At 73.4% G+C, this 19,759-nt stretch carries 19 protein-coding genes, 1 pseudogene and 1 riboswitch; of the genes and pseudogenes, 11 read left to right on the top strand and 9 right to left on the bottom strand.

All coding sequences use genetic code 11. The features are described 5' to 3' along the window. Positions 1 to 260 precede the first annotated feature (260 nt). Together D7318_RS22140 and D7318_RS22135 are read left to right on the top strand one after the other, a co-directional pair. Complete coding sequence (locus tag D7318_RS22140) at positions 261 to 1,610, top strand: class II 3-deoxy-7-phosphoheptulonate synthase (RefSeq protein WP_120698924.1); 1,350 nt, start codon at positions 261 to 263, stop codon at positions 1,608 to 1,610. 131 nt (positions 1,611 to 1,741) lie between these two features. After that, the gene (locus D7318_RS22135; RefSeq protein WP_120698923.1) at positions 1,742 to 1,972 is read left to right on the top strand and encodes a (2Fe-2S)-binding protein; all 231 of its coding nucleotides are present in this window, start codon (positions 1,742 to 1,744) and stop codon (positions 1,970 to 1,972) included. A gap of 34 nt (positions 1,973 to 2,006) precedes the next feature. Here D7318_RS22135 and bfr read toward each other — a convergent pair whose 3' ends face one another. Then, positions 2,007 to 2,489 (bottom strand): bacterioferritin, encoded by a 483-nt coding sequence (gene bfr, locus D7318_RS22130; protein WP_120698922.1) that lies wholly within the window; start codon positions 2,487 to 2,489, stop codon positions 2,007 to 2,009. Between the two features lie 281 nt (positions 2,490 to 2,770). Here bfr and D7318_RS22125 point away from each other — a divergent pair, with 281 nt between their 5' ends. Continuing rightward, a complete protein-coding gene (locus D7318_RS22125) occupies positions 2,771 to 3,409 on the top strand; it encodes a sulfite oxidase-like oxidoreductase (RefSeq protein WP_120698921.1) in 639 nt (212 codons plus the stop codon). Positions 3,410 to 3,524: 115 nt separating this feature from the next. Here D7318_RS22125 and D7318_RS22120 read toward each other — a convergent pair whose 3' ends face one another. The 6 genes from D7318_RS22120 to thiO form a co-directional block, all read right to left on the bottom strand. Continuing rightward, positions 3,525 to 4,340 carry a transglycosylase SLT domain-containing protein gene (locus D7318_RS22120; protein WP_230423957.1) on the bottom strand — a complete coding sequence of 272 codons (816 nt, stop codon included), beginning with the start codon at positions 4,338 to 4,340 and terminating at the stop codon, positions 3,525 to 3,527. A 359-nt stretch (positions 4,341 to 4,699) separates the two neighbouring features. Beyond that, complete coding sequence (gene pknB / locus D7318_RS22115; protein WP_120698919.1) at positions 4,700 to 6,634, bottom strand: Stk1 family PASTA domain-containing Ser/Thr kinase; 1,935 nt, start codon at positions 6,632 to 6,634, stop codon at positions 4,700 to 4,702. A gap of 146 nt (positions 6,635 to 6,780) precedes the next feature. Next, positions 6,781 to 7,875 carry a DUF4190 domain-containing protein gene (locus D7318_RS22110; RefSeq protein WP_120698918.1) on the bottom strand — a complete coding sequence of 365 codons (1,095 nt, stop codon included), beginning with the start codon at positions 7,873 to 7,875 and terminating at the stop codon, positions 6,781 to 6,783. A gap of 152 nt (positions 7,876 to 8,027) precedes the next feature. Continuing rightward, a complete protein-coding gene (locus D7318_RS22105) occupies positions 8,028 to 8,927 on the bottom strand; it encodes a thiazole synthase (protein WP_120698917.1) in 900 nt (299 codons plus the stop codon). 6 nt (positions 8,928 to 8,933) lie between these two features. Then, on the bottom strand, positions 8,934 to 9,134 hold the full coding sequence (thiS, locus tag D7318_RS22100) for a sulfur carrier protein ThiS (protein WP_120698953.1): 201 nt from the start codon (positions 9,132 to 9,134) through the stop codon (positions 8,934 to 8,936). A gap of 20 nt (positions 9,135 to 9,154) precedes the next feature. Beyond that, positions 9,155 to 10,288: a glycine oxidase ThiO gene (gene thiO / locus D7318_RS22095; protein ID WP_230423955.1), complete on the bottom strand. Its 1,134-nt coding sequence runs from the start codon at positions 10,286 to 10,288 to the stop codon at positions 9,155 to 9,157. Between the two features lie 105 nt (positions 10,289 to 10,393). Beyond that, positions 10,394 to 10,505: riboswitch (TPP riboswitch) on the bottom strand. A gap of 194 nt (positions 10,506 to 10,699) precedes the next feature. On the opposite strand from thiO, the gene D7318_RS22090 reads away from it, so the two are divergent. The 3 genes and pseudogenes from D7318_RS22090 to D7318_RS22080 all read left to right on the top strand — a co-directional run. Beyond that, positions 10,700 to 11,629 carry a DUF1996 domain-containing protein gene (locus D7318_RS22090; protein WP_120698915.1) on the top strand — a complete coding sequence of 310 codons (930 nt, stop codon included), beginning with the start codon at positions 10,700 to 10,702 and terminating at the stop codon, positions 11,627 to 11,629. 97 nt (positions 11,630 to 11,726) lie between these two features. Beyond that, positions 11,727 to 12,341 (top strand): DUF305 domain-containing protein, encoded by a 615-nt coding sequence (locus D7318_RS22085; protein ID WP_120698914.1) that lies wholly within the window; start codon positions 11,727 to 11,729, stop codon positions 12,339 to 12,341. Between the two features lie 189 nt (positions 12,342 to 12,530). Further along, a pseudogene (locus D7318_RS22080) lies at positions 12,531 to 13,742 on the top strand (family 16 glycosylhydrolase); the annotation flags it as partial. Positions 13,743 to 13,872: 130 nt separating this feature from the next. Here D7318_RS22080 and D7318_RS22075 read toward each other — a convergent pair. Continuing rightward, on the bottom strand, positions 13,873 to 14,925 hold the full coding sequence (locus D7318_RS22075; RefSeq protein ID WP_120698912.1) for a LacI family DNA-binding transcriptional regulator: 1,053 nt from the start codon (positions 14,923 to 14,925) through the stop codon (positions 13,873 to 13,875). A 31-nt stretch (positions 14,926 to 14,956) separates the two neighbouring features. Here D7318_RS22075 and D7318_RS22070 point away from each other — a divergent pair, with 31 nt between their 5' ends. Genes D7318_RS22070 through D7318_RS22050 form a run of 5 tightly spaced genes read left to right on the top strand, consistent with a single transcriptional unit; the run spans position 14,957 to position 19,187 of the window. After that, the gene (locus tag D7318_RS22070) at positions 14,957 to 16,159 is read left to right on the top strand and encodes an NAD(P)/FAD-dependent oxidoreductase (protein ID WP_230423953.1); all 1,203 of its coding nucleotides are present in this window, start codon (positions 14,957 to 14,959) and stop codon (positions 16,157 to 16,159) included. A 32-nt stretch (positions 16,160 to 16,191) separates the two neighbouring features. Further along, entirely contained in the window at positions 16,192 to 16,557 is a 366-nt protein-coding gene (locus tag D7318_RS22065) for an Rv2175c family DNA-binding protein (protein WP_113686542.1), read from the top strand. 51 nt (positions 16,558 to 16,608) lie between these two features. Then, positions 16,609 to 17,253, top strand: a complete 645-nt coding sequence (gene thiE / locus D7318_RS22060) for a thiamine phosphate synthase (RefSeq protein ID WP_120698910.1) — start codon at positions 16,609 to 16,611, stop codon at positions 17,251 to 17,253. Positions 17,254 to 17,290: 37 nt separating this feature from the next. Further along, on the top strand, positions 17,291 to 18,217 hold the full coding sequence (gene metF / locus D7318_RS22055) for a methylenetetrahydrofolate reductase [NAD(P)H] (RefSeq protein ID WP_120698909.1): 927 nt from the start codon (positions 17,291 to 17,293) through the stop codon (positions 18,215 to 18,217). Between the two features lie 19 nt (positions 18,218 to 18,236). Continuing rightward, positions 18,237 to 19,187, top strand: a complete 951-nt coding sequence (locus D7318_RS22050; protein WP_120698908.1) for a hypothetical protein — start codon at positions 18,237 to 18,239, stop codon at positions 19,185 to 19,187. 260 nt (positions 19,188 to 19,447) lie between these two features. Here D7318_RS22050 and D7318_RS22045 read toward each other — a convergent pair whose 3' ends face one another. Further along, a complete protein-coding gene (locus D7318_RS22045; RefSeq protein WP_120698907.1) occupies positions 19,448 to 19,747 on the bottom strand; it encodes a hypothetical protein in 300 nt (99 codons plus the stop codon). Positions 19,748 to 19,759: the final 12 nt, after the last annotated feature.

Below are 19,759 nucleotides of genomic sequence, written 5' to 3'. Positions count from 1 at the left end.
TCGGACACGGGGTTCCCTTCCGGGGATCGGGGAGGGGACGGCCGCGTCGAACGCCGAAGGCCGCCCCTCGGGGCGGCCTTCGCGATGGTCCTGCGGGATCGCGCAGTCAGGTGGCCGCCTCGGAAGCGGTCCACCACCAGCTGCGGGTGTGCTGCGCGAACATGCGCACACTGTACGGCACGCTCCGGCGCACGCGCCGGAGCCGTCTCACTCCCCGACCGCGTGGGCAAACGGGTGGCGGCCCCCCGTAACCTGGGCTCGTGACCGTGAACGCTGAAAGCAGCACTTCCATCGCCAGCTCCTGGCGAGACCTGCCCGCGGCGCAGCAGCCCGACTACCCGGATCTCGGGGTTCTGCGTGAGGTGACCGCGGACCTCGAAAGCTATCCGCCGCTCGTCTTCGCGGGCGAGTGCGACCAGCTGCGCGGCCGGATGGCCGCGGTCGCGAGGGGCGAGGCGTTCCTGCTCCAGGGCGGGGACTGCGCGGAGGCGTTCGACCAGGTCAGCGCCGACCAGATCCGCGCCAAGCTCAAGACGCTGCTCCAGATGAGCGCGGTCCTGACCTACGCCGCCGCGGTGCCCGTGGTCAAGGTCGGCCGGATCGCGGGGCAGTACTCCAAGCCCAGGTCCAAGCCCGTCGAGACGCGGAACGGCGTGACCCTCCCCAGCTACCGGGGCGACTCGGTCAACGGCGCGGAGTTCACCGCCGAGGCGCGCGTGCCCGACCCCGACCGGCTGCGGCGGATGTACCACGCCTCGGCCGCCACGCTGAACCTCGTGCGCGGCTTCACCACCGGCGGCTACGCCGACCTGCACCAGGTCCACGCGTGGAACCAGGACTTCGTGCGGACGTCGGCCTCGGGCCAGCGGTACGAGGCGCTGGCCCGCGAGATCGACAACGCGCTGAACTTCATGAAGGCGTGCGGCGCCGACCCCGCGGAGTTCCACTCGGTGGAGTTCTACGCCTCCCACGAGGCGCTCCTGCTCGACTACGAGGCCGCGCTGACCCGCGTGGACTCGCGCAGCGGGCGGCTGTACGACGTGTCGGGGCACATGGTGTGGATCGGGGAGCGTACGCGGCAGCTCGACGGCGCGCACATCGCGTTCGCCGCCTCCATCCGGAACCCCATCGGCGTCAAGCTGGGCCCGACGACCACGGCCGATGAGGCACTCGAGCTGATCGAGCGGCTCGATCCCGAGCGGGAGCCCGGGCGGCTGACGTTCATCACGCGCATGGGCGCGGACCGGATCAGGGACCGGCTGCCCGCGCTCGTCGAGCGGGTCACCGCCGAGGGCGCCCAGGTGGCGTGGGTGTGCGACCCGATGCACGGAAACACGTTCGAGGCCGCGTCGGGGCACAAGACCCGGCGCTTCGACGACGTGCTCGACGAGGTCAAGGGCTTCTTCGAGGTCCACAAGGCGCTCGGCACGCACCCCGGTGGCATCCATGTCGAGCTGACCGGCGACGACGTCACCGAGTGCGTCGGCGGCGGGGACGAGATCCTCGTCGACGACCTGCACCAGCGGTACGAGACGGCCTGTGACCCCAGGCTCAACCGAAGCCAGTCGCTCGACCTGGCGTTCCTCGTGGCGGAGATGTACCGGGCGTAGCGGCCCGTTCATCCGCTGAACGGGCGGTGCCCCGGGGGGTGGCGTGAGCCACAGCCCGGGGCACTGTTGCCGCTCCGCGGTGGGAAGGTAAGGTGAGCCTTACCTCAGTTGACCACCGGAGGGGAAGAAGCGTGTACGTCTGCTCGTGCTTCGGCATCACGGAGCAGCAGGTGCGGGAGCACGCCGCCGCCGGAGCGGGAACGCCCCGGGCGATCGCCTCCGAGTGCGGCGCGGGGACGGACTGCGGCTCGTGCGTCCGCAGGATCCAGGGCCTGCTCGGCCGCGACGGTTGCGCCCGCCGCGAGCCGGTCACGGCGTCCGCCGTGGCGCGCCGGGTCGCCCCTGGTGTCTCCCTCGTGTGAACGCGCGCCCGCGCCCCGTGGTCCGCCCGCCCGCTCACGCCTCCTTCGGCTGCTCGATCTGCTGCGCGATGTACAGCGACTCGCCCAGCTTCTCCAGCAGCTCAAGCTGGGTGTCCAGATAGTCGATGTGGTGTTCCTCGTCCGCCAGGATGTCCTCGAAGATGCGGGCCGAGGTGATGTCGCTCTTGCCGCGCATCACATGGATGCCGCGCCGCAGGCGGTCGATGGCCTCGACCTCGATCTGCCGGTCGGCCTGGAACATCTCGGTGACCGTCTGCCCGACGCGGACGTGGAAGAGCCGCTGGTAGTTCGGCAGCCCCTCGAGGAAGAGGATGCGGTCGGTCAGCACCTCCGCGTGCCGCATCTCGTCCATCGACTCGGCGCGGGTGTAGGCCGCCAGCTTCGGCCAGCCGAAGTTCTCCTGCATCTTGGCGTGCAGGAAGTACTGGTTGATGGCGGTCAGCTCGGCGGTCAGCTGCTCGTTGAGGAACTCGATGACCTCGGGGTCGCCCTGCATGGCTGAGCACTCCTTCACTCGGATTTCACACCGATTCACACCGATTCACTCGGCTTCATTCGGCTTCATTCGGCTTCATACGGCGACGCCAGGCGGCGTCGCGCGTCCGGTTCTCTCTCGCTCGTATGTCCCGTCGTTCGCGATCGTGGCACCGGCGCGGCTCGCAGTCCAGTAAGCGAAGGCTTACCGAATCAGGCCGGTGACCAGGGGTTTCACCCCGTGGACACGGGCGGCGGGGTGGCGGTGCGAGGCGTGGGAACGGGTCTGTCACCATGGAGGGCATGGGTCAGCCGGAGCGCCGTGCGGGGGAGGAGACCGGCTCGGACGCGGACCGACTCCCCCCGGGACAGCGGCTCCAACGCGGCTGGCCCGTCACCCACTACGGCCCGGTGCCGCGCTTCAGGCCCGAGCGGTGGGAGTTCCGCGTCTTCGGGGCGACGGCGGACGGCGACAAGCGCTGCTGGACCCACGAGGAGTTCTCCGCGCTGCCCCACGAGACGGTCGTGGCGGACCTGCACTGTGTCACGAAGTTCACCATGCTGGGCTCCGAGTGGGGCGGCGTCACCGGCGCCACGATCCTCGGCCTCGCCCCGCCCGCGCCCGCCGCGACGCATGTGATGGTGTGGGCCGAGTACGGCTACAGCGCCAACATGCGGCTGGCCGACTTCGCCGCCGAGCGGACCATCCTGGCCACCCACAGGAACGGCGAGCTGCTGACCGCCGAGCACGGCTTCCCGCTGCGCCTCGTCGTGCCGCACCTCTACGCCTGGAAGGGCCCCAAGTGGGTGCGGGGCGTGGAGTACATGACGGCCGACCGCCGCGGCTTCTGGGAGGAGCGCGGCTACCACAACGTCGGCGACCCCTGGCGCGAGCAGCGGTACTCGTATCAGGAGCGGGAGGGCGAAGGCCCCGACCTGTGAACGCCGACGGCGGCCGGCCCCCGGCTCACGGGGGCTGGCCGCCGATCGGATCACGGTCGCGAGCGGTCACCGCTCCGGCGTGCCACCGGGCGCGGAACGGAGCCGAACGACCGGATCAGTAGGGACCGTTGACATTGTCGATCGAACCGTAGCGGTCCCACGCGTAGTTGGCCGCCGCGACCAGGTTGGCCACCGGGTCGTAGATGTCATAAGGCGTGCCCTCGACGTGATAGGCGTCGAACGTCGGCTGAATCACCTGGAGAAGGCCGATGGAAGGCGTTCCGTTGATGGCGTTGATATCCCAGAGATTGATGGCGTTGGGGTCGCCGCTCGACTCGCGGATGATGTTGCGGTGAAGTCCGTCATAGGTGCCGGGAATTCCGTTCGCGGCCATGATGTCGAGGGCCTCGCGGATCCATCCGTCGAGATCGTCGGTATAGGTCGGCGCCTCGGGCTCGGCCTCCTGCGCGGGCTCGGCGGCCGGGGCCTGGGGCGCCGCGGGGGCGGCCTCGGGCTCCTGCGCGGCCTGGGCGGTGGGCTCTTCGGCGGCGGCCTCCGCCTCCTCCTGGGCCTGCTGCTCCTCGGCGGCCAGCCGCTCCTCCTCGGCCTGCCGCTCGGCCTCGGCGGCGGCCTCGCGCTCCTCGCACTCCGCCTGCTTGGCGCTCTCGGCGGCGAACGTGCGCTGCTCCGCCACCGCGTCGGCCAGCGCGGACTCGGTGCCGGCGGCCAGCTCGGCGGTCTGGGCGACCTCGGGGACCTCGGCCACGGGCTGCCGGTGTCCCGGGAGATCGGCGGCCTTCACATCCCACGCCACCGCGCGCGAGTTGGCCACCTGGACGGCGGACTTGGTGTCGGCGGCGGCGGGCGTCGCCGACAGGGCCAGGGCGCACACACCGGCGGCGGCGAGCGTCGCGGTGGTCGTTCGCCGCAATCGGGTCCTGCGGAGCGTGGATGTTCTGCGATGAGCGGGCATTTCAGGGGACCTCGTCTTCGGGGGACGTGCTGGGGGACGTGCTGGGGGCGGATTGCGATGGCCCTTCGTAACAGCACTCAAAATCGGCGCGCAATGTCCCCTTGTACTAGGCGACATAGTGTTCGCCGAGGAATGCCCCGGGAAACGAGAAAGCCGCCGGACGGGAATTCCCGGGCCCGGCGGCGGAAATGGCGGAAGACCCCTGAGCACTAAGCGGAGTCGTATGTGATGTGCGTCTCATGACGTGGTTCACAGGGCGCACGGGATGAAACGGGACACCCGGTGGCGACGGCCGTCGGCCGCCACCACCCGGCGGGTCAGTTGACCCAGATCGTCACGGTCGAGCCGCGCGGCGCCCGGTCGCCGGGCTCGGGGGACTGGTTGAAGACGTTGCCGAGCAGGAAGATCCGGTTGAGGTTCACCTCGAAGCCCGCGTCCTCGAGCGTGTCCCTGGCCTCGCCCGCGCTCATGCCGCCCACGTCGGGCACCTCGATCATCTCGGGGCCGCGGGAGAGCGTGAGGTGGACCGTGTCGCCCTCGGCCGCGGTCTCGTCGCCGCCGGGTGACTGCGCGGCGACCGTGCCCGCCTCCTCGTCGGAGTACACGCGCCGGGGCTCGACGTCGACCTCGAAGCCCGCGCTCTCCAGGCGCGCGCTGGCCACACTCTCGGACATCCCGGTCACATCGGGCACATCGATCTCGGGGCCCTTGCTCACCACGAGGCGCACCGCCGAGTCGGGGCGGCGCTCCTCGCCGGGGGCGGGGTCCGTCTCCAGCACCGAGCCGCGCGGCACCTCGTCGGAGAAGACCCACTCCTCCTCGCCCGGCGTCAGCCCCGCGCCCCGCAGCTCGGCCTCCGCCTCGTCGAGCGGCATCCCCCTGACGTTGGGCACCTCGGCGATCTCGGGGCCGAGCGAGACGGTGAGCGTCACCGTGGCGTTCCTCCTGATCCGCTCGCCCCGCTCCGGATCCGTCGCGATGACATGCCCGGGCTCGACGGTCTCGGAGAAGCCCTCCTCGATCCGCACCTTCAGGCCCGCGTCCCGCAGCTCGGCGGTGGCCTCGTCGACGGTCAGGTCGTAGACCCCTGGAGTCCGCATGAACTGCCCCGAGTTGATGTACCAGACCCCCACGCCACCGGCCACGAGCAGCAGCACGAGCGCGATCAACGGCAGCGCCCGACGGCGCGGAAGCCACCCGCGCACGCCGGCGCGCACCCGGCGCCCCGGCGGGGCCGCGGGCGGCAGGGACGCGCCGTCGGGAAGCTCGATGCGGCTGGTGACATGCGGCCCGTCGCCCCGTGCGCCGACCCCCACGGGCACCCGCGGCACCTTGCGCGTGAGGTCCTCGGAGCCCACCGCGCCCGCGAGCGCCGACGCGGGCGGCTGCGCGTCGAGCTGCTGATCGGTCATCGCGGCCCGCGCCGCGCGCACCAGGCCCAGCATCGCCGCCGCGTCCGCGGGCCGGTCCCCCGGCACCCTGGCCGCCGCCGCGGCGACGAGGCCGTCGAGCTCGGGCGCGAGCCCCCGCACCGCGGCCGACGGCGCGGGAACGTCCTCGTGCACCCGCGCGTACAGCACGCGCGCCGGGGAGTCCCCCTGGTGCGCCTTCGCGCCGGTCAGCATCTCGTACAGCAGCAGGCCGCACGCGTAGACGTCGCTGCGCGTGTCCACCGCGCCGCCCTCGATCTGCTCGGGCGCCAGGTACGACACCGTGCCGAGCACCGACCCCGTGGTGGCCGACGTCTGGCTGTCCACGCCGCGGACCAGCCCGAAGTCGGCGACCTTGACCCGGCCGTCGTCGCCGATCAGCACGTTCTCCGGCTTGATGTCCCGGTGCACCAGGCCCGCGCGGTGCGCGGCGGCCAGCCCCGCGAGCATCGGCTCCATGATGTCGAGCACCGCCCGCGGCTGGAGCGCGCCCCGGCCGCGCAGCAGGTCCCGCAGGGTGCAGCCCGCGACATACTCCATCGCGAGATAGACATGGCCCCCGTCCCTGCCCTGGTCGAGCACCCCCACGATGTTGGGGTGGGCGAGCCGGGCCGCGGCCTTGGCCTCCCGGATGAACCGCTCGGTGAACGCCGCGTCGCCCACCAGCGAGGGATGCATCACCTTCAGGGCCAGCACCCGGTCGAGCCGGGTGTCAAGCGCCCGGTAGACGGTGGCCATGCCCCCCACGGCGATCCGCTCGTCGACGCGGTAGCGCCCGTCGAGAACGTGTCCGATCAGCGGGTCGTGAAGGGTGGTGTCCACGGCACCCGAGTCTACGAGCAACGCGACGGCGCCCGGCCGTTGACGACGACCCCGCGCCACAACCGCAGCCGAACGGTGACGAAACGCCCACCCTCCCCGGGGGGACCGCCACGCCCTCCCTGAGGCGGGCGTCGGGCCCGAGGGAGCTACACCCCCGTCGACAGGCCGAGCGTCTCGCGGATCTCGACCTCGAGATCGATGCCCATCACCGCGTACCCCGTCTCCACATAGGCGTCGAACGCCGCGGCGTCCACCGCGCCCGCCGCGCCCGACCAGCTGGCCATGCTCTCCTCGCGCGCCTGGACGAGCCGCCCGATCAGCTCGTCGATCCCCGGCGACCACGCGTGGCCCGCGAGCGCCTCGGTCTCGGCCGCCACCACCTCGGCCATGCGCGCGGCCCACGCCTGACGGTCCGCGAGCTCGGCCTCCGGCATCGGCTCGCTCCAGGTCACCATGTCGAGCGGGGTGGTGATCTCCAGATAGCCCAGCTGCTCCTCGTCCATGTCGCTGGGGTCCCCGCGCAGCGTCCCGTCCAGCTCGCCGCCGTCGAAGTGGCCGAGGAAGCAGACGACCTCCCGGTCGCCGAACTCCCATGAGGCCCTGGTCGGGTGGTAGTAGTACGGGCTGACGTCGAGCGGGAGCGCCCAGGTGTCGAGGACATAGCCCTGGATCAGCCGGTCGCACTCCTCCTCGGCCAGCGTGAGGATCTCCGCGTCGCCGGGGAAGGCGTCGTACCCCTCGACCAGGACCGTGCCGAACGCCTCCGCCTCGTGCGGCCCGTCGCACGGGCGGCGGGTGACAGACGTTTCCTCGACGCCCTCGCCGAACGCGTCCAGGCTTGTGCCGGGGTCGAAGCAGTCGCCCGGCTCGATGTCGTTGACCTCGACGTTCTCGCCGTCCGTGTCCCCCGAGCCGTCCCCCGGGCCGTCCCCGGGGTCGCCCTCCGAGCCGCCGTCCCTGTCCCCCGCGCCGCCAGGGGCGGCCCCGATGTCCGTCCTGTCGGCGGGGCCCCCGCCGCCCCTGTGGTCGCTCATCGCGGCGAGCGGAACGGCCACCGCGAGCGCCACCACCTGCAACGACGCGATCACCAGCCCGGCCACCGCGAGGCCGCGCCCCCGCTCGGGAGTGAACCGCGGCCTGGCGAGCGCGAGGACGCCGAGCATCAGACCGAGCGGGAAGAGGCCGAACGACGTGACGAACGCCCAGATCGGCAGCTTGCCGAACGGCTGCCGCGGCGGCACGGGAGGCGCCGGGGGTATGGGCGGCGCGGCGCCGTATGCCGGTGGCGCGTCAGGTGGCGGCGGTGTGCTCACAGACCCCCCAAGGGCGTGGTACCAGGTGCGGTGTCGCTCCCCCTGGGGCAACAGCGTGAATCGTAGGCGTGGATCGTATATCAGTACGAGAACGCCGGACGCTCGGGATCGAGCGCCGCGAGACCCTCGGCCGGGGACGACGCCTCGGCGTGGTGCCGCCGCGGCATCCGCCCCGCCCGGTGCGCCAGGCGCCCCGCGGCCACGGCGTGCCGCATCGCCTCCGCCATCAGCACCGGCCGCTGCGCGCGGGTCACCGCGGACGCCAGCATGACCCCCGCGCACCCGAGCTCCATCGCGAGCGCCGCGTCCGACGCCGTGCCCGCCCCCGCGTCCAGGATCACGGGCACGGAGACGCGCTCGGCGATGAGCCGGAAGTTGTGCGGGTTGCGGATGCCGAGGCCCGAGCCGATGGGCGAGCCGAGCGGCATCACCGCCGCGCAGCCCGCCTCCTCGAGGCGCTGGGCGATCACCGGGTCGTCGTTGGTGTAAGGCAGCACCGTGAACCCGTCGTCCACCAGGAGCTCCGCCGCGTCCAGCGTGGCCACGGGGTCGGGCAGCAGGGTGCGCTCGTCGGCGATCACCTCGAGCTTCACCAGGTCGGTGCCGAGCGCCTCGCGCGCGAGCCGCGCGGTCAGCACGGCCTCGCCCACCGTGTGACAGCCCGCGGTGTTGGGCAGCGGGACGATGCCGAGCTCCTTGAGCACCGACAGGACCGAGCCGCCCACCCGGGGGTCGAGGCGGCGCATCGCCACCGTCGTCAGCTGCGTGCCCGACGCGGCCAGCGCGTCCCGCAGCACCTCGAGGCTGGGCGCGCCGCCCGTGCCCATGATCAGCCGCGAGGTCAGCCGCAACGCGCCGAGGCGCCAGGAGTCCTGGGCATCCCCGACCGCCTCGCCGCCGGGGTGTGCCGTCGGCGTCTGCGTCTGCGTCTGCGTCGGTGTCTGCGGCTGTACGGGTGTCGGCGTCGATGGGGTGGTCATGGCTGGTCAGCCTCCCTGCACTGCGGTCAGTACCTCGACGCGGTCGCCCTCGGCCAGCGCGGTCCCCGCCCAGCGCCCGCGCGGGACCACCGTCTCGTTCACCGCGGCGGCGACCCCCGAGGCCGCCGAGGTCAGCTCGCCCACCAGCGCGCCCAGCGTGGTGCCAGGGGCCAGGGCGCGGCGTTCCCCGTTCACCCACACGGTCATCCGGCCGTTCACCGTGTCCGTCACGCCGGCACCTCCCAGCCGCTGCGGGCGAATCGGTCCGCCGCGAACGGGCGGGCGTGGTCCGGCAGCTCGCCCGTCGTCAGCGAGACGGCCAGCACGTCCCCGGTGACCGGGGCGAGCAGGACACCGTTGCGGTGGTGACCGGTCGCCAGGTGCAGCCCGGGGAGCGCCGTGGGGCCGAGCAGCGGGGCGTTGTCCGGCGTCGCGGGCCGCAGCCCCGCCCGGGTCTCGACGAGCGGCAGCTCGGTGATCCCCGGCACCAACTCATGGGCGTCCCGGAGCAGTTGGTACACGCCACCGGCCGTCACCGTGGTGTCGAGGCCGCGCTCCTCCGACGTCGCGCCCACCACGAGCTCGCCGCTCTCCCGCGGCACCAGGTACACGTGCCCGCCGCGCACCACCGCGCGCACGGTGCGCGAGAGGAACGGCGCGTAGGGCCGCGTGATCCGCAGCCGCAGGACCTGCCCCTTGACCGGCCGCACCGGCACCGCCACCTCGGGCGGCAGCCCGCCGAGCCGCCCGCTGTGGCAGCCCCCGGCGAGCACGGTGAGCCCGGCGGCCAGGCCCGTGCCGTCGTCGAGCGCCACCCCCGTGGCCCGCCCCCGCGCCACCGTCACCTCGCGCGCCCAGGCCCGGTGGAACGCCACCCCGGCCCGTTCACACGCCGTCAGCAGCGCGGCCGTCAGCAGCCGGGGATCCGCCTGGTGGTCGCCGTCCACCCTGAGCCCCCCGCGCACGCCCGGCGCGAGCATCGGCTCCAACTGTCGGCACTCACGCCCCGTCAGCCACTCGGTCTCCAGGCCGCAGCGGCGTTGCAACGCGTGCAACTCCCGCAGCTCCGCCCGGTCGTCCGCGTCGAGCGCGGCGGCGAGCGTGCCGCACGCGCGGTACCCGACGCCCGCGCCCGCCGCCTCGGCCAGCTCGGCCGCGAAGTCGGCCCAGCGCGCCGCCGAGGCGAGGCCGAGGCCGAGCAGCGGCTCCTCGCCGTGGTGCAACTCCGTGACGGCGGCCAGCATCCCGGCCGCCACCCGGGCGGCGCCGCCGCCGGGCGCCGGGTCGACCACCGCGGTGCGCAGCCCACGCCCGGCCGCCCGCCACGCGGTGACCAGGCCGATGACGCCGCCGCCCACCACGACCGCGTCGAACGACGCGCGCGGGCGTGAACGGCCCTGTGGACGCGGCGAACCCGATGGATCCGACGGATCGGTCGGATCCGATGGATGGGGTGATGCGGTACGCGGAACCACGCGACTCCTCCCTTCGCCGGCATGACCCGGATCAGGTGCGTACGGTCGGAGGCCGGCCAGCCTCCCTCTCAGCCCGGTGCGCCGGGCTCCCGTGGTGCCTTTCTCGGACGCCAGCGTAGTACGCGCCGCGAGCGCCGGGGGAGTGCGGGTCGCCCCGCCGCCGAGAGAGCGCTCTCTCGACTTGCCCACCGGCATCTCCGGATTCGGTTCCGGGAATGCGCCGGATGCCTTGACGGCATGGGCGGCCACTTCTAAGTTCCGCGTGAGAGCGCTCTCTGACCCCCCACCACCCCCCCGATGGGAGAGCACGTGACATCACCCCACCCTCGCGACGGGACGGCGCCGTGGCCCCGTCGCGCGCTCCTCGCGGTGCTTGCCATCGCCGCGCTGCTCGCCTCGCAGCTGTTCGTCTCCTCCACCTCCACGGCCGCGCCCGAGGAGCGGGCGGCGGACGTCGGCCCGAACGCCGTGCGCGTCGCGGAGTTCGTGGCCGAGTGCGCGTTCAGCCACCGGCTGCCGGACGACCCGATCGTCTTCCCCGACATGCCCGGGGCGTCGCACATGCACAGCTTCTTCGGCAGCACGGTGACCGACGCGGGCACCACCAACCTGGGCGACCTGCTCCAGGGCGACAGCACGTGTGACCCGGTCATCGACCTGTCCTCGTACTGGGTGCCGACCCTGTACGCGAACGGTCAGCCGGTCGAGCCGCAGTCGGCGACGTTCTACTACCTGGGCGAGGGCGTCGACGCCGACGTGGTCGCCAACACCCAGCCGCTTCCCCAGGGTCTGAAGATCGTGGCGGGCAACGCCCTCGCCACAGGCCCCGACCAGTCCATCGCGCGGTGGTCGTGCCTGCACGCCGGGCATGTCAACCCCTCGCAGGACTTCGTCAACTGCCCAAGCGGCACCGCGTTGGAGTCGTATCTGGACTTCCCGCAGTGCTGGGACGGCGTGAACCTCGACTCCCCCGACCACAAGAGCCACATGGCCTACCCGGTGGCCGGCCAGTGCCCGTCGACGCACCCGGTGGCGGTGCCGAAGCTCCGGCAGGTGCTGCGCTACCCGGTCAACGGCGATCCCTCGGGCTTCGAGCTGGCCTCTGGAGCGGGCTACACCATGCACGGCGACTTCTTCAACGCGTGGCCCGAGGACGAGATGCTCCGGCGGGTCGAGGACTGCATCCGCCCGGTCATCAAGTGCGGCGCCGACGGCGTCCCCTCGTGACCCCCGTCCGACCCTTCTGAGCACCACCGAAGCAGGCGCACCCGGGTGCCGGTCCGCCCCGTGCGGACCGGCACCATCAGGAAGGAGCCGGGGTCCCATGCCGACCACCCCCACCGCGCGCACGGCCGCCGCCGCGCTGCTCGCCGCCCTGTTCGCGCTGCCGCCGCTGACCGGCTGCGGCGGCGGGAACGAGGACGAGCCGCGCGAGCCGCGCGCGACGGGCGACGCCGCCTCGGGCACGGCCACCGACCCCGCCGCGGTGGGCACGCTCAACGCCACCGACCTCGCCTGGATCCAGCTGATGATCCCGGTCAACGACCAGCTGCTGCCGCTGCTCGACGACGTGGCCGAGCGCGGCTCCGACCCGGCCTTCCGGGAGTTCGCCGCGGGGCTCGCCGAGCAGCACCGTTCCGAACTCACCGAGCTGCACGCCCTGTTGGACGAGGCGGGCGTCGAGTACACCAACCTCCACGAGGGGCACGACATGCCGGGGATGGTCACCGAGGACGAGCTGACCGCCCTCGCCGCCACCGAGGGCGCCGCCTTCGACCGCGAGGCCAAGCCCCATCTCCGCGAGCACCTCGAGCAGTCGGCCCGGGTGTCGCGTTCCGAGGCGGAGTCGGGAGCCGACGCCGACGCGACCGCGCTCGCCGCCGGTCTCGAGGAGGCCCGCGCCGACCAGCTCGCCGAGCTCACGGCCCTGGACGGCTGACCGCGGCCACCCCGAGCCCCCACGCCGATACACCCCCCACCCCGATACTCCGGAAAGGATCAGGACGAGATCATGCATGCCACGAAACCGAGGAGGCGCCTGCCGCGCGCGCTGGCGGCGCTGGTCGCCGCGCTGGCGACGCTCCTCGGCCTCACCGCCCTGGCCGGTCCCTCCGCGGCGGCCCAGGAAGAGGTCCTGCTCTCCTACAACAAGCCCGCGCAGGCGTCCACCAGCCAGCACGACGGCAACTGCTGGGAGTGCGTCCCCGCCCGCGCGTTCGACTTCGACCCGGCCAGCCGCTGGGCGACCTCGCCCGAGAACGGCTGGACCGACCCGGGCTGGATCTCCGTGGACCTGGGCGCCCCGGCGAGCATCAGCCGCGTCGTCCTCCAGTGGGACCCGGCCAACGCCCTCGCGTACGAGATCCAGGTCTCGGACGACAACCAGAGCTGGGAGACCGTCTACGCGACCACGACGGGCTCCGGCTTCCGCGAGGAGCTGACCGTCTCGGGCGAGGGCCGCTATGTGCGGATGTACGGCACGCAGCGCTCGGGCCCCTACGGCTACTCGCTGTGGGAGTTCCAGGTGTACGGCACCGGCGGCGCCCCCGAGGCCCCGCCCGTTCCGCAGGACCCGGCCGATCCGCCGCGGCTGGTGTGGAGCGACGAGTTCGACGGGCCCGCGGGCGCGACCCCCGACCCGGCCAAGTGGAGCCAGGACCCGGGCAACGGGCGCAACAACGAGCTCCAGATCTACACCGACGGGCAGAACACCACGCTGGACGGCAACGGCTCCCTCGTCATCGAGTCGCGCCGCCAGGAGACCCCGGGCTCCAGCTGCCCGGTCGACCCGCTGAGCGGCTCCACGACGTGCCAGTACACCTCGGGCCGGATCAACACCTACGGGAAGTTCGACTTCACCTACGGCCGCGTCGAGGCCAGGATCCAGGTGGCCAGCACGCGCGGCATGTGGCCGGCGTTCTGGATGCTCGGCTCCGACTTCTACTCGGAGGGCCGCCCGTGGCCCTACACCGGTGAGATCGACATCATGGAGCACGTGGGCCACGAGCCCAACACCGTGCACTCCACGCTGCACGCCCCCGCGTACAACGGCGGTGGCGGCTACGGCGACTCGTACGAGCTGCCCGCCCCCGCCTCGGCCGACTACCACGTGTACGCGGTGGAGTGGGACAGCCGGGGCATGGTGTTCACCGTGGACGACAACGTCGTGCACACCGTCGACCGCGCGGAGCTGGAGAGGACGGTCGGGCCCTGGGTCTTCGATCATGACTTCTTCCTCATCCTGAACACCGCGGTGGGCGGCGACTGGCCGGGGCCGCCCGACGGCTCCACGGTCTTCCCCCAGCGGATGCGGGTGGACTACGTCCGCGTCTACCAGTGAGCGTCTATCAGTGACCGTCTATCAGTGAACGGCCACCGGTGAACGGCCACCGGTAAGTGGCCGTCGGCGTTCGTCCCTTCCCCGGGCGCCGACGGCCGCCGCCGCGCGCCGGAGCGCGCGCCTGGGACGTTCAGCCGCTCTGCCGGATCACCAGCTCGGGGTGGAACACGACCGAGGGCAGCGGCCGTTCCCCCGTGTCGATCTGGCGCAGCAGCAGCCTGGCCATCTCCGCGGCCATCTCCTCCACCGGCTGCCTGACCGTCGTGAGCGGCGGGTCGCACGCGAGCGCCGAGCTGCTGTCGTCGAAGCCCACCACGGCCACGTCGTCGGGCACCCGCCTGCCCTGCCGGTGCAGCGCCGCCACCGCGCCGAGCGCCATCAGGTCGGAGGCGACGAACACCGCGTCGAGATCGGGCCGCAGCTCGAGCAGCCGCTGCATCCCCGACGTGCCGCTCGCCTGGGTGAAGTCCCCCTCGGTCCACACCACATCGGCCAGGCCGCGCTCCTCGGCCGCCGCCAGGAACCCCGCGAGCCGCTCGCGCGCCGCCGTCATGTCCTGCGGCCCCGCGATCGCCGCGACGCGCCGCCGCCCGGTCGCCGCCAGGTGCTCGGCCGCGAGCCGCGCGCCCGCCCGCTGGTCGGCGTCCACCGAGGTCAGCGAGAGCGGCGTCGCGGGCCGCCCCGCGAGCACCGCGGGCAGCGCCGTCCGCGCGAGCAGCCCGGGCAGCGGGTCGTCGGCGTGCGAGGAGATCAGCACCACGCCGTCCACGTGCCCCTGCTGGAGATAGCCGAGCAGCTGGGTGCGCGAGGGCTCGTCGTCCGCGAGGAGCAGCACCATCTGCACCCCGCGCGGCCTGGCCACCTCGAGCAGCCCGCCGACCACGCGCCCGAAGTAGGGGTCGGAGAAGATCCGGCCCACGAACGGGCCCGTCACATCGCGCTGTTCCCGCTCCGAGACGACCAGCGCCACCGAGTCGGTGCGCCGCGTCACCAGCGAACGCGCCGCGCGGTTGGGCACGTAGCGGGTCCGCGCGATGGCCCCCTCGACCAGCTTGCGCAGCCTGGGGTCGACGGTGGCCTCGCCGTTGATCACGCGTGACACGGTGGCGCGGGACACCCCGGCGACACGGGCCACGTCCTCCAGGGTGACGGGCCTGGAGGGCGAGGAGGGCTCCGGAGTCACCCCGCCTTTATACCCTCGTACGCTGGGGCGCGTGAGTGAGTCCGGTGTGGTCGTGGTGGGAGCGGGTCTCGCGGGGGCGCACACCGCGGCCCGGCTGAGGGAGCGCGGCTGGGCGGGCCCGGTCACGCTCGTCGGGGCGGAGACCCATCCGCCCTACGACCGCCCCCCGCTGTCCAAGGAGCTGCTGCTCGGCACGGCCGAACGCGCCGATCTCGACGTGGACTTCGCGGCCCTCGGCGTCGAGCTCGCGCTCGGCCGCACCGCCACGGGCCTGCGCGTGGACGCCCGGGTGCTCGAGACCGACGCGGGCCCGGTGCCGTACGACCACCTGGTGCTCGCCACGGGCGCCGGGCCCGTCACGTTGCCAGGCACCGGGGAGCTCGCGCGGGTGCACACCCTGCGCACCCTCGACGACGCGCGCCGCCTGAGGCCCGTCCTCGCCGCGGGCGGCAGCGTGGTCGCGGTGGGCGCGGGCTGGATCGGCGCCGAGGTGGCCACCGCGGCGCGCGCCTCGGGCTGCCGGGTGACCGTGGTCGAGGCGGGTCACCAGCCGCTCGCGGGCGCGCTGCCCGCCGAGGTGACCGCGCCGATGCGCCGCTGGTACGCCGACGCGGGCGCCGAGCTGCGCACCGGCTCGCCCGTGACCGCGGTCAGGGAGGGCGAGGTCGAGCTGGCCGACGGCACCGTGGTCGGCGCGGACGCCGTGCTGGTCGGGGTCGGCTCGCGCCCGGCCACCGGCTGGCTCGCGGGCTCGGGCGTCGCGCTGGCCGCCGACGGCTCGGTCGCGGCCGACGCCGCCCTGCGCGCCTCGGCGCCCGGTGTGTGGGCGGTCGGCGACTGCGCGTCCTACCCCGCCGCCCGCTACGGCGGCAGGCGGCTGCTGATCCACCACTGGGACAACGCCATGACCGGGCCCGCCACCGTGGCCGCCGGGATCCTGGGCGACGAGGCCGTCCACGACCCGGTGCCGTACTTCTGGTCGGAGCAGTTCGGCCGGTACGTGGCCCACGCGGGCCTGCGCGGCCCGTCCGACGCCCTGCTGTGGCGCGGCGACCCCGGGGACCCGGGGTGGACGGCCCTGTGGCTCGGCGAGGGCGGGGCGCTGAAGGCGTTCCTCGCCGTTGACCGCCCCCGCGACCTGTCCCAGGGCCGCCGCCTGCTGGAACGCGGCGCCGCGCTCGACCCGGGGCGGGCCGCCGACCCGTCCGTACCACTCAAGGCCGCCGCCCGCTGACGGCTGTCGGTGGAAGGTGGCAGGCTGGACGTGTGACCGAGATTGATGCGAAGACCGACGCTCTCGTCCCCGCCTGGCTCACCGTTCCCGATGTCGCCGATGAGCTCGGCGTCGAGGTGACCCGGGTCCGGCAGCTGGTCAAGGAGGGCCAGCTCATCGCCGTGCGCAGGGGCGAGAATCGTGTCCTCCAGGTGCCCGCCGCCTTCGTGGGCGGCGGCAAGATCGTCAAGGGCCTGGCCGGCACCCTGACGCTGCTGCGCGACGACGGCTTCACGGACGAGGAGATGCTGGAGTGGCTCTTCACGCCCGACGACAGCCTCCCCGGCACGCCCGCCGACGCGCTGCGCGAGAATCGGGGCACGGAGGTGAAGCGCCGCGCCCAGGCGCTCGCCGTGTGACCTGAACGCCGTGTGACCTGAACGTCACGATCTGAACGCCAGGGGGGACCCATGCGGCTCGCCGACGCCCGGCTCTATCTGTGCACGGACGCCAGAAAGCGGCAGGGCGATCTGCCGGGGTTCCTCGACGCGGTGCTCGCCGCGGGCGTGGACATCGTGCAGCTGCGCGACAAGACGCTCGAGGCGGCCGAGGAGTTGGAGCACCTGGCCGTGTTCGCCGACGCCTGTCGGCGGCACGGCCGGCTCCTCGCGGTCAACGACCGGGCGGACGTGGCGCACGCGGCCGGGCCCGACATCCTGCACCTGGGCCAGGGGGACCTGCCGGTGGCCGCCGCCAGGGCCATCCTCGGCGACGACGTGCTGATCGGGCGCTCCACGCACGCGGAGGCCGAGGTGGCCGCCGCCGTCGCCGACCCCCGCGTGGACTACTTCTGCACGGGCCCCTGCTGGCCCACCCCGACCAAGCCGGGCCGCCACGCCCCCGGGCTCCCCCTGGTGCGCCACGCCGCGGCCACCGCGGGTGACCGCCCGTGGTTCGCCATCGGCGGCATCGACGCGGGGACCCTGGACGCGGTGCTCGACGCGGGCGCCCGCCGGGTCGTGGTGGTCCGCGCCGTCACCGAGGCGGACGATCCGGCCGACGCGGCGGCCGCCCTGGCGCGGCGGCTGCGCGAGCGTCCGCTCCCCGGACGCTGACCGGGCGCGTTCGCCCGTTCCGGGTAGCCTTCGTCACATGGCCCTAGGCATTGCCAGCAGGATGACCGGGCGCGCGCCGACCGTGCGCGACCTGCTCGCGGCGGGGGAGCGCTCCTACTCCTTCGAGTTCAGCCCGCCGAAGACCGAGAAGGGCGAACGCACCCTGTGGAGCGCCATCCGCAGGGTGGAGGCGGTGGGCCCGACGTTCGTCTCCGTGACCTATGGCGCGGGCGGCTCGTCCCGCGAGCGGACCGTGCGGGCCACCGAGCGGATCGCCACCGAGACCACGCTGACGCCCGTCGCCCACCTCACCGCGGTCAACCACTCGGTGGCCGAGCTCCGGAACATCGTGGGCCAGTACGCGGGCGCGGGCATCAGGAACATGCTGGCGCTGCGCGGCGACCCGCCGGGCGACCCGATGGGGGAGTGGACGCGGCACCCCGAGGGGATCACCTACGCCGCCGAGTTGGTCCGCCTCATCAAGGAGTCGGGCGACTTCTGCGTGGGCGTCGCGGCGTTCCCCGAGATGCACCCCAGGTCCGCCGACTGGGAGACCGACATCCGGCACTTCGTCGCCAAGTGCCGCGCGGGCGCGGACTACGCGATCACCCAGATGTTCTTCTACCCCGAGGACTACCTGCGGTTGCGCGACCGCGTGGCCGCCGCGGGCTGTGCGACGCCCATCATCCCCGAGGTGATGCCGATCACCAGCGTCCGGCAGATCGAGCGCTTCACCCAGCTCAGCAACGCGGCGTTCCCGCCCGAGCTGGAAAGGCGCATCCTCGCGGTCAAAGACGACCCGATGGCTGTACGCTCGGTCGGGATCGATTTCGCCACGGAGTTGTGTGCGAGGCTGATGGAGGAGGACATCCCAGGGCTCCACTTCATCACCCTGAACACATCGGTGCACTCCACGGCGACGCTGGAGGTCTACAAGAATCTGGGTCTGCACCAGCGGACTTAGGTCACTGGAGAGGGGCGTAATGGGCTGGACGGTCCTCTACATCGCTTTTGGCATCGTGGCCCTGTGGCTGCTCGGAGAGGTCCTGCTCCAGTACAAGGCGCGGCTGCGCTGGCGGCTCGTGGCGTTCTGCGGGTTCCTCGGCGTCGTGATCGGCGTCGTCCTGTCCCATGTGCCGCTGATCGCGGTGGGCGCGGTCGCGTTCGCCACGGGCCAGACGTTTGTCACCCTCTCGTTCCGCCGCGGCTTCTCGACCGGCTGGGCGCTCGGCGGCAAGCCGGGCACCAGCAGGCGCAGGCGTGAAGGGGCGGGCGGCGTACGGCCGTTGCCCGCCGTTTCCGACGGATCGGTCGACGAGGCGGTCGACGAGGCGGACGTTCCCCCGCCGCCGCCGGACGCCCCCGGGGTCGTCCCCGAGGCGCCGGGCGTCCCGCCCATGCCGGACGAGACGCCCGCCGATGGCTTCGCCGCGTACGCGGGTGACGGCGGCGAGATATACGGGGACCAGGCGCGGGACACCGGGGACGTCTACCCGGACCCCTACGCCACCACGGCGGCGGGCTACGGGAGTTACCAGGGCGACTACCCCGCGGAGACCCCGGCCTGGGGCACCCCGCGGCAGGACTACGGCGCCGAGCCGTACGCCCCCGAGCACCAGCAGTACGCCGCCACCTACGCCGCGGACTACGCGGCCGACTACTCCGGGTCCCCGGCCCCCGCCGACGAGCACGCGGGCGCGCCCTGGCCCGCCGCGTCCGACACCTACTACCAGGAGACGCCGCCCGGCGGCGTGTGGGTGCCGCAGCAGCGCGAGAGCCCCGTCCCCGACCTGCCCGACCCCGGCTATGGCTACCCCCAACAGCCGCAGCAGCAGCCGCCGCAGCAGCCGCAGGCCCAGGACTACCCGGGACACGACGCGTACGGCCCATCGGCGGGCCAGGGCTACTACTACTCCGACGACCAGCGGTACTGACCGGCCGCGTCCGTCGTCTCTCCCCCCTCGGCCCCGACCGGCCGCCGTTCGGCGTGCGTTGGGCGTGCGTGCGCCGGGGCACCTGAGTACCCGGTTGAGTACCCCCTGAGTAGCACGACGGAGGGAAGCTGCCGCGCGTCACGGAAGAGTGAGGCGCGGCAGGGCCCGTGGGCCGGACCGCCGACACGGGGCGGCGGAGGGTACAGGGGCTCGGCCATACCCGGGGTGGGGGAACTCACCGGGGAGCGGAGGGCGTTCCGTCATGGCCCTCCGCCCCCGGTGATCCGGCCGCGCAGCAGCGGCGAGAACGCCGCCCGCACGTCGTCGATCGAGCGCCCCGCGGGGAACGTCCGCCACTCCAGCGGCCCGACGACGACCATCCCGACCAGCGTCCCCGCGGTCAGCCCGACGTCGATGCCCGGCGCCGACTCCCGTGAGGCCACGCCCTCTTCGAGCACCTCCTCCACCACCCGCGGGACGAGCCCGCGCAGTTCGGCGAGCGTCGCGTGCCACGCGCGCCCCGGGCACCACTGCTCGGCGACCGGTCCCGGCCTTCCCACGTCAAGGCCACT

This window comes from Streptomyces radicis (assembly GCF_003626575.1).
Classification (GTDB): Bacteria; Actinomycetota; Actinomycetes; order Streptomycetales; family Streptomycetaceae; genus Streptomyces; species Streptomyces radicis.
The sequence above is the reverse complement of the archived record's forward strand: the minus strand, read 5'-3'. Positions and strand labels throughout refer to the sequence as shown.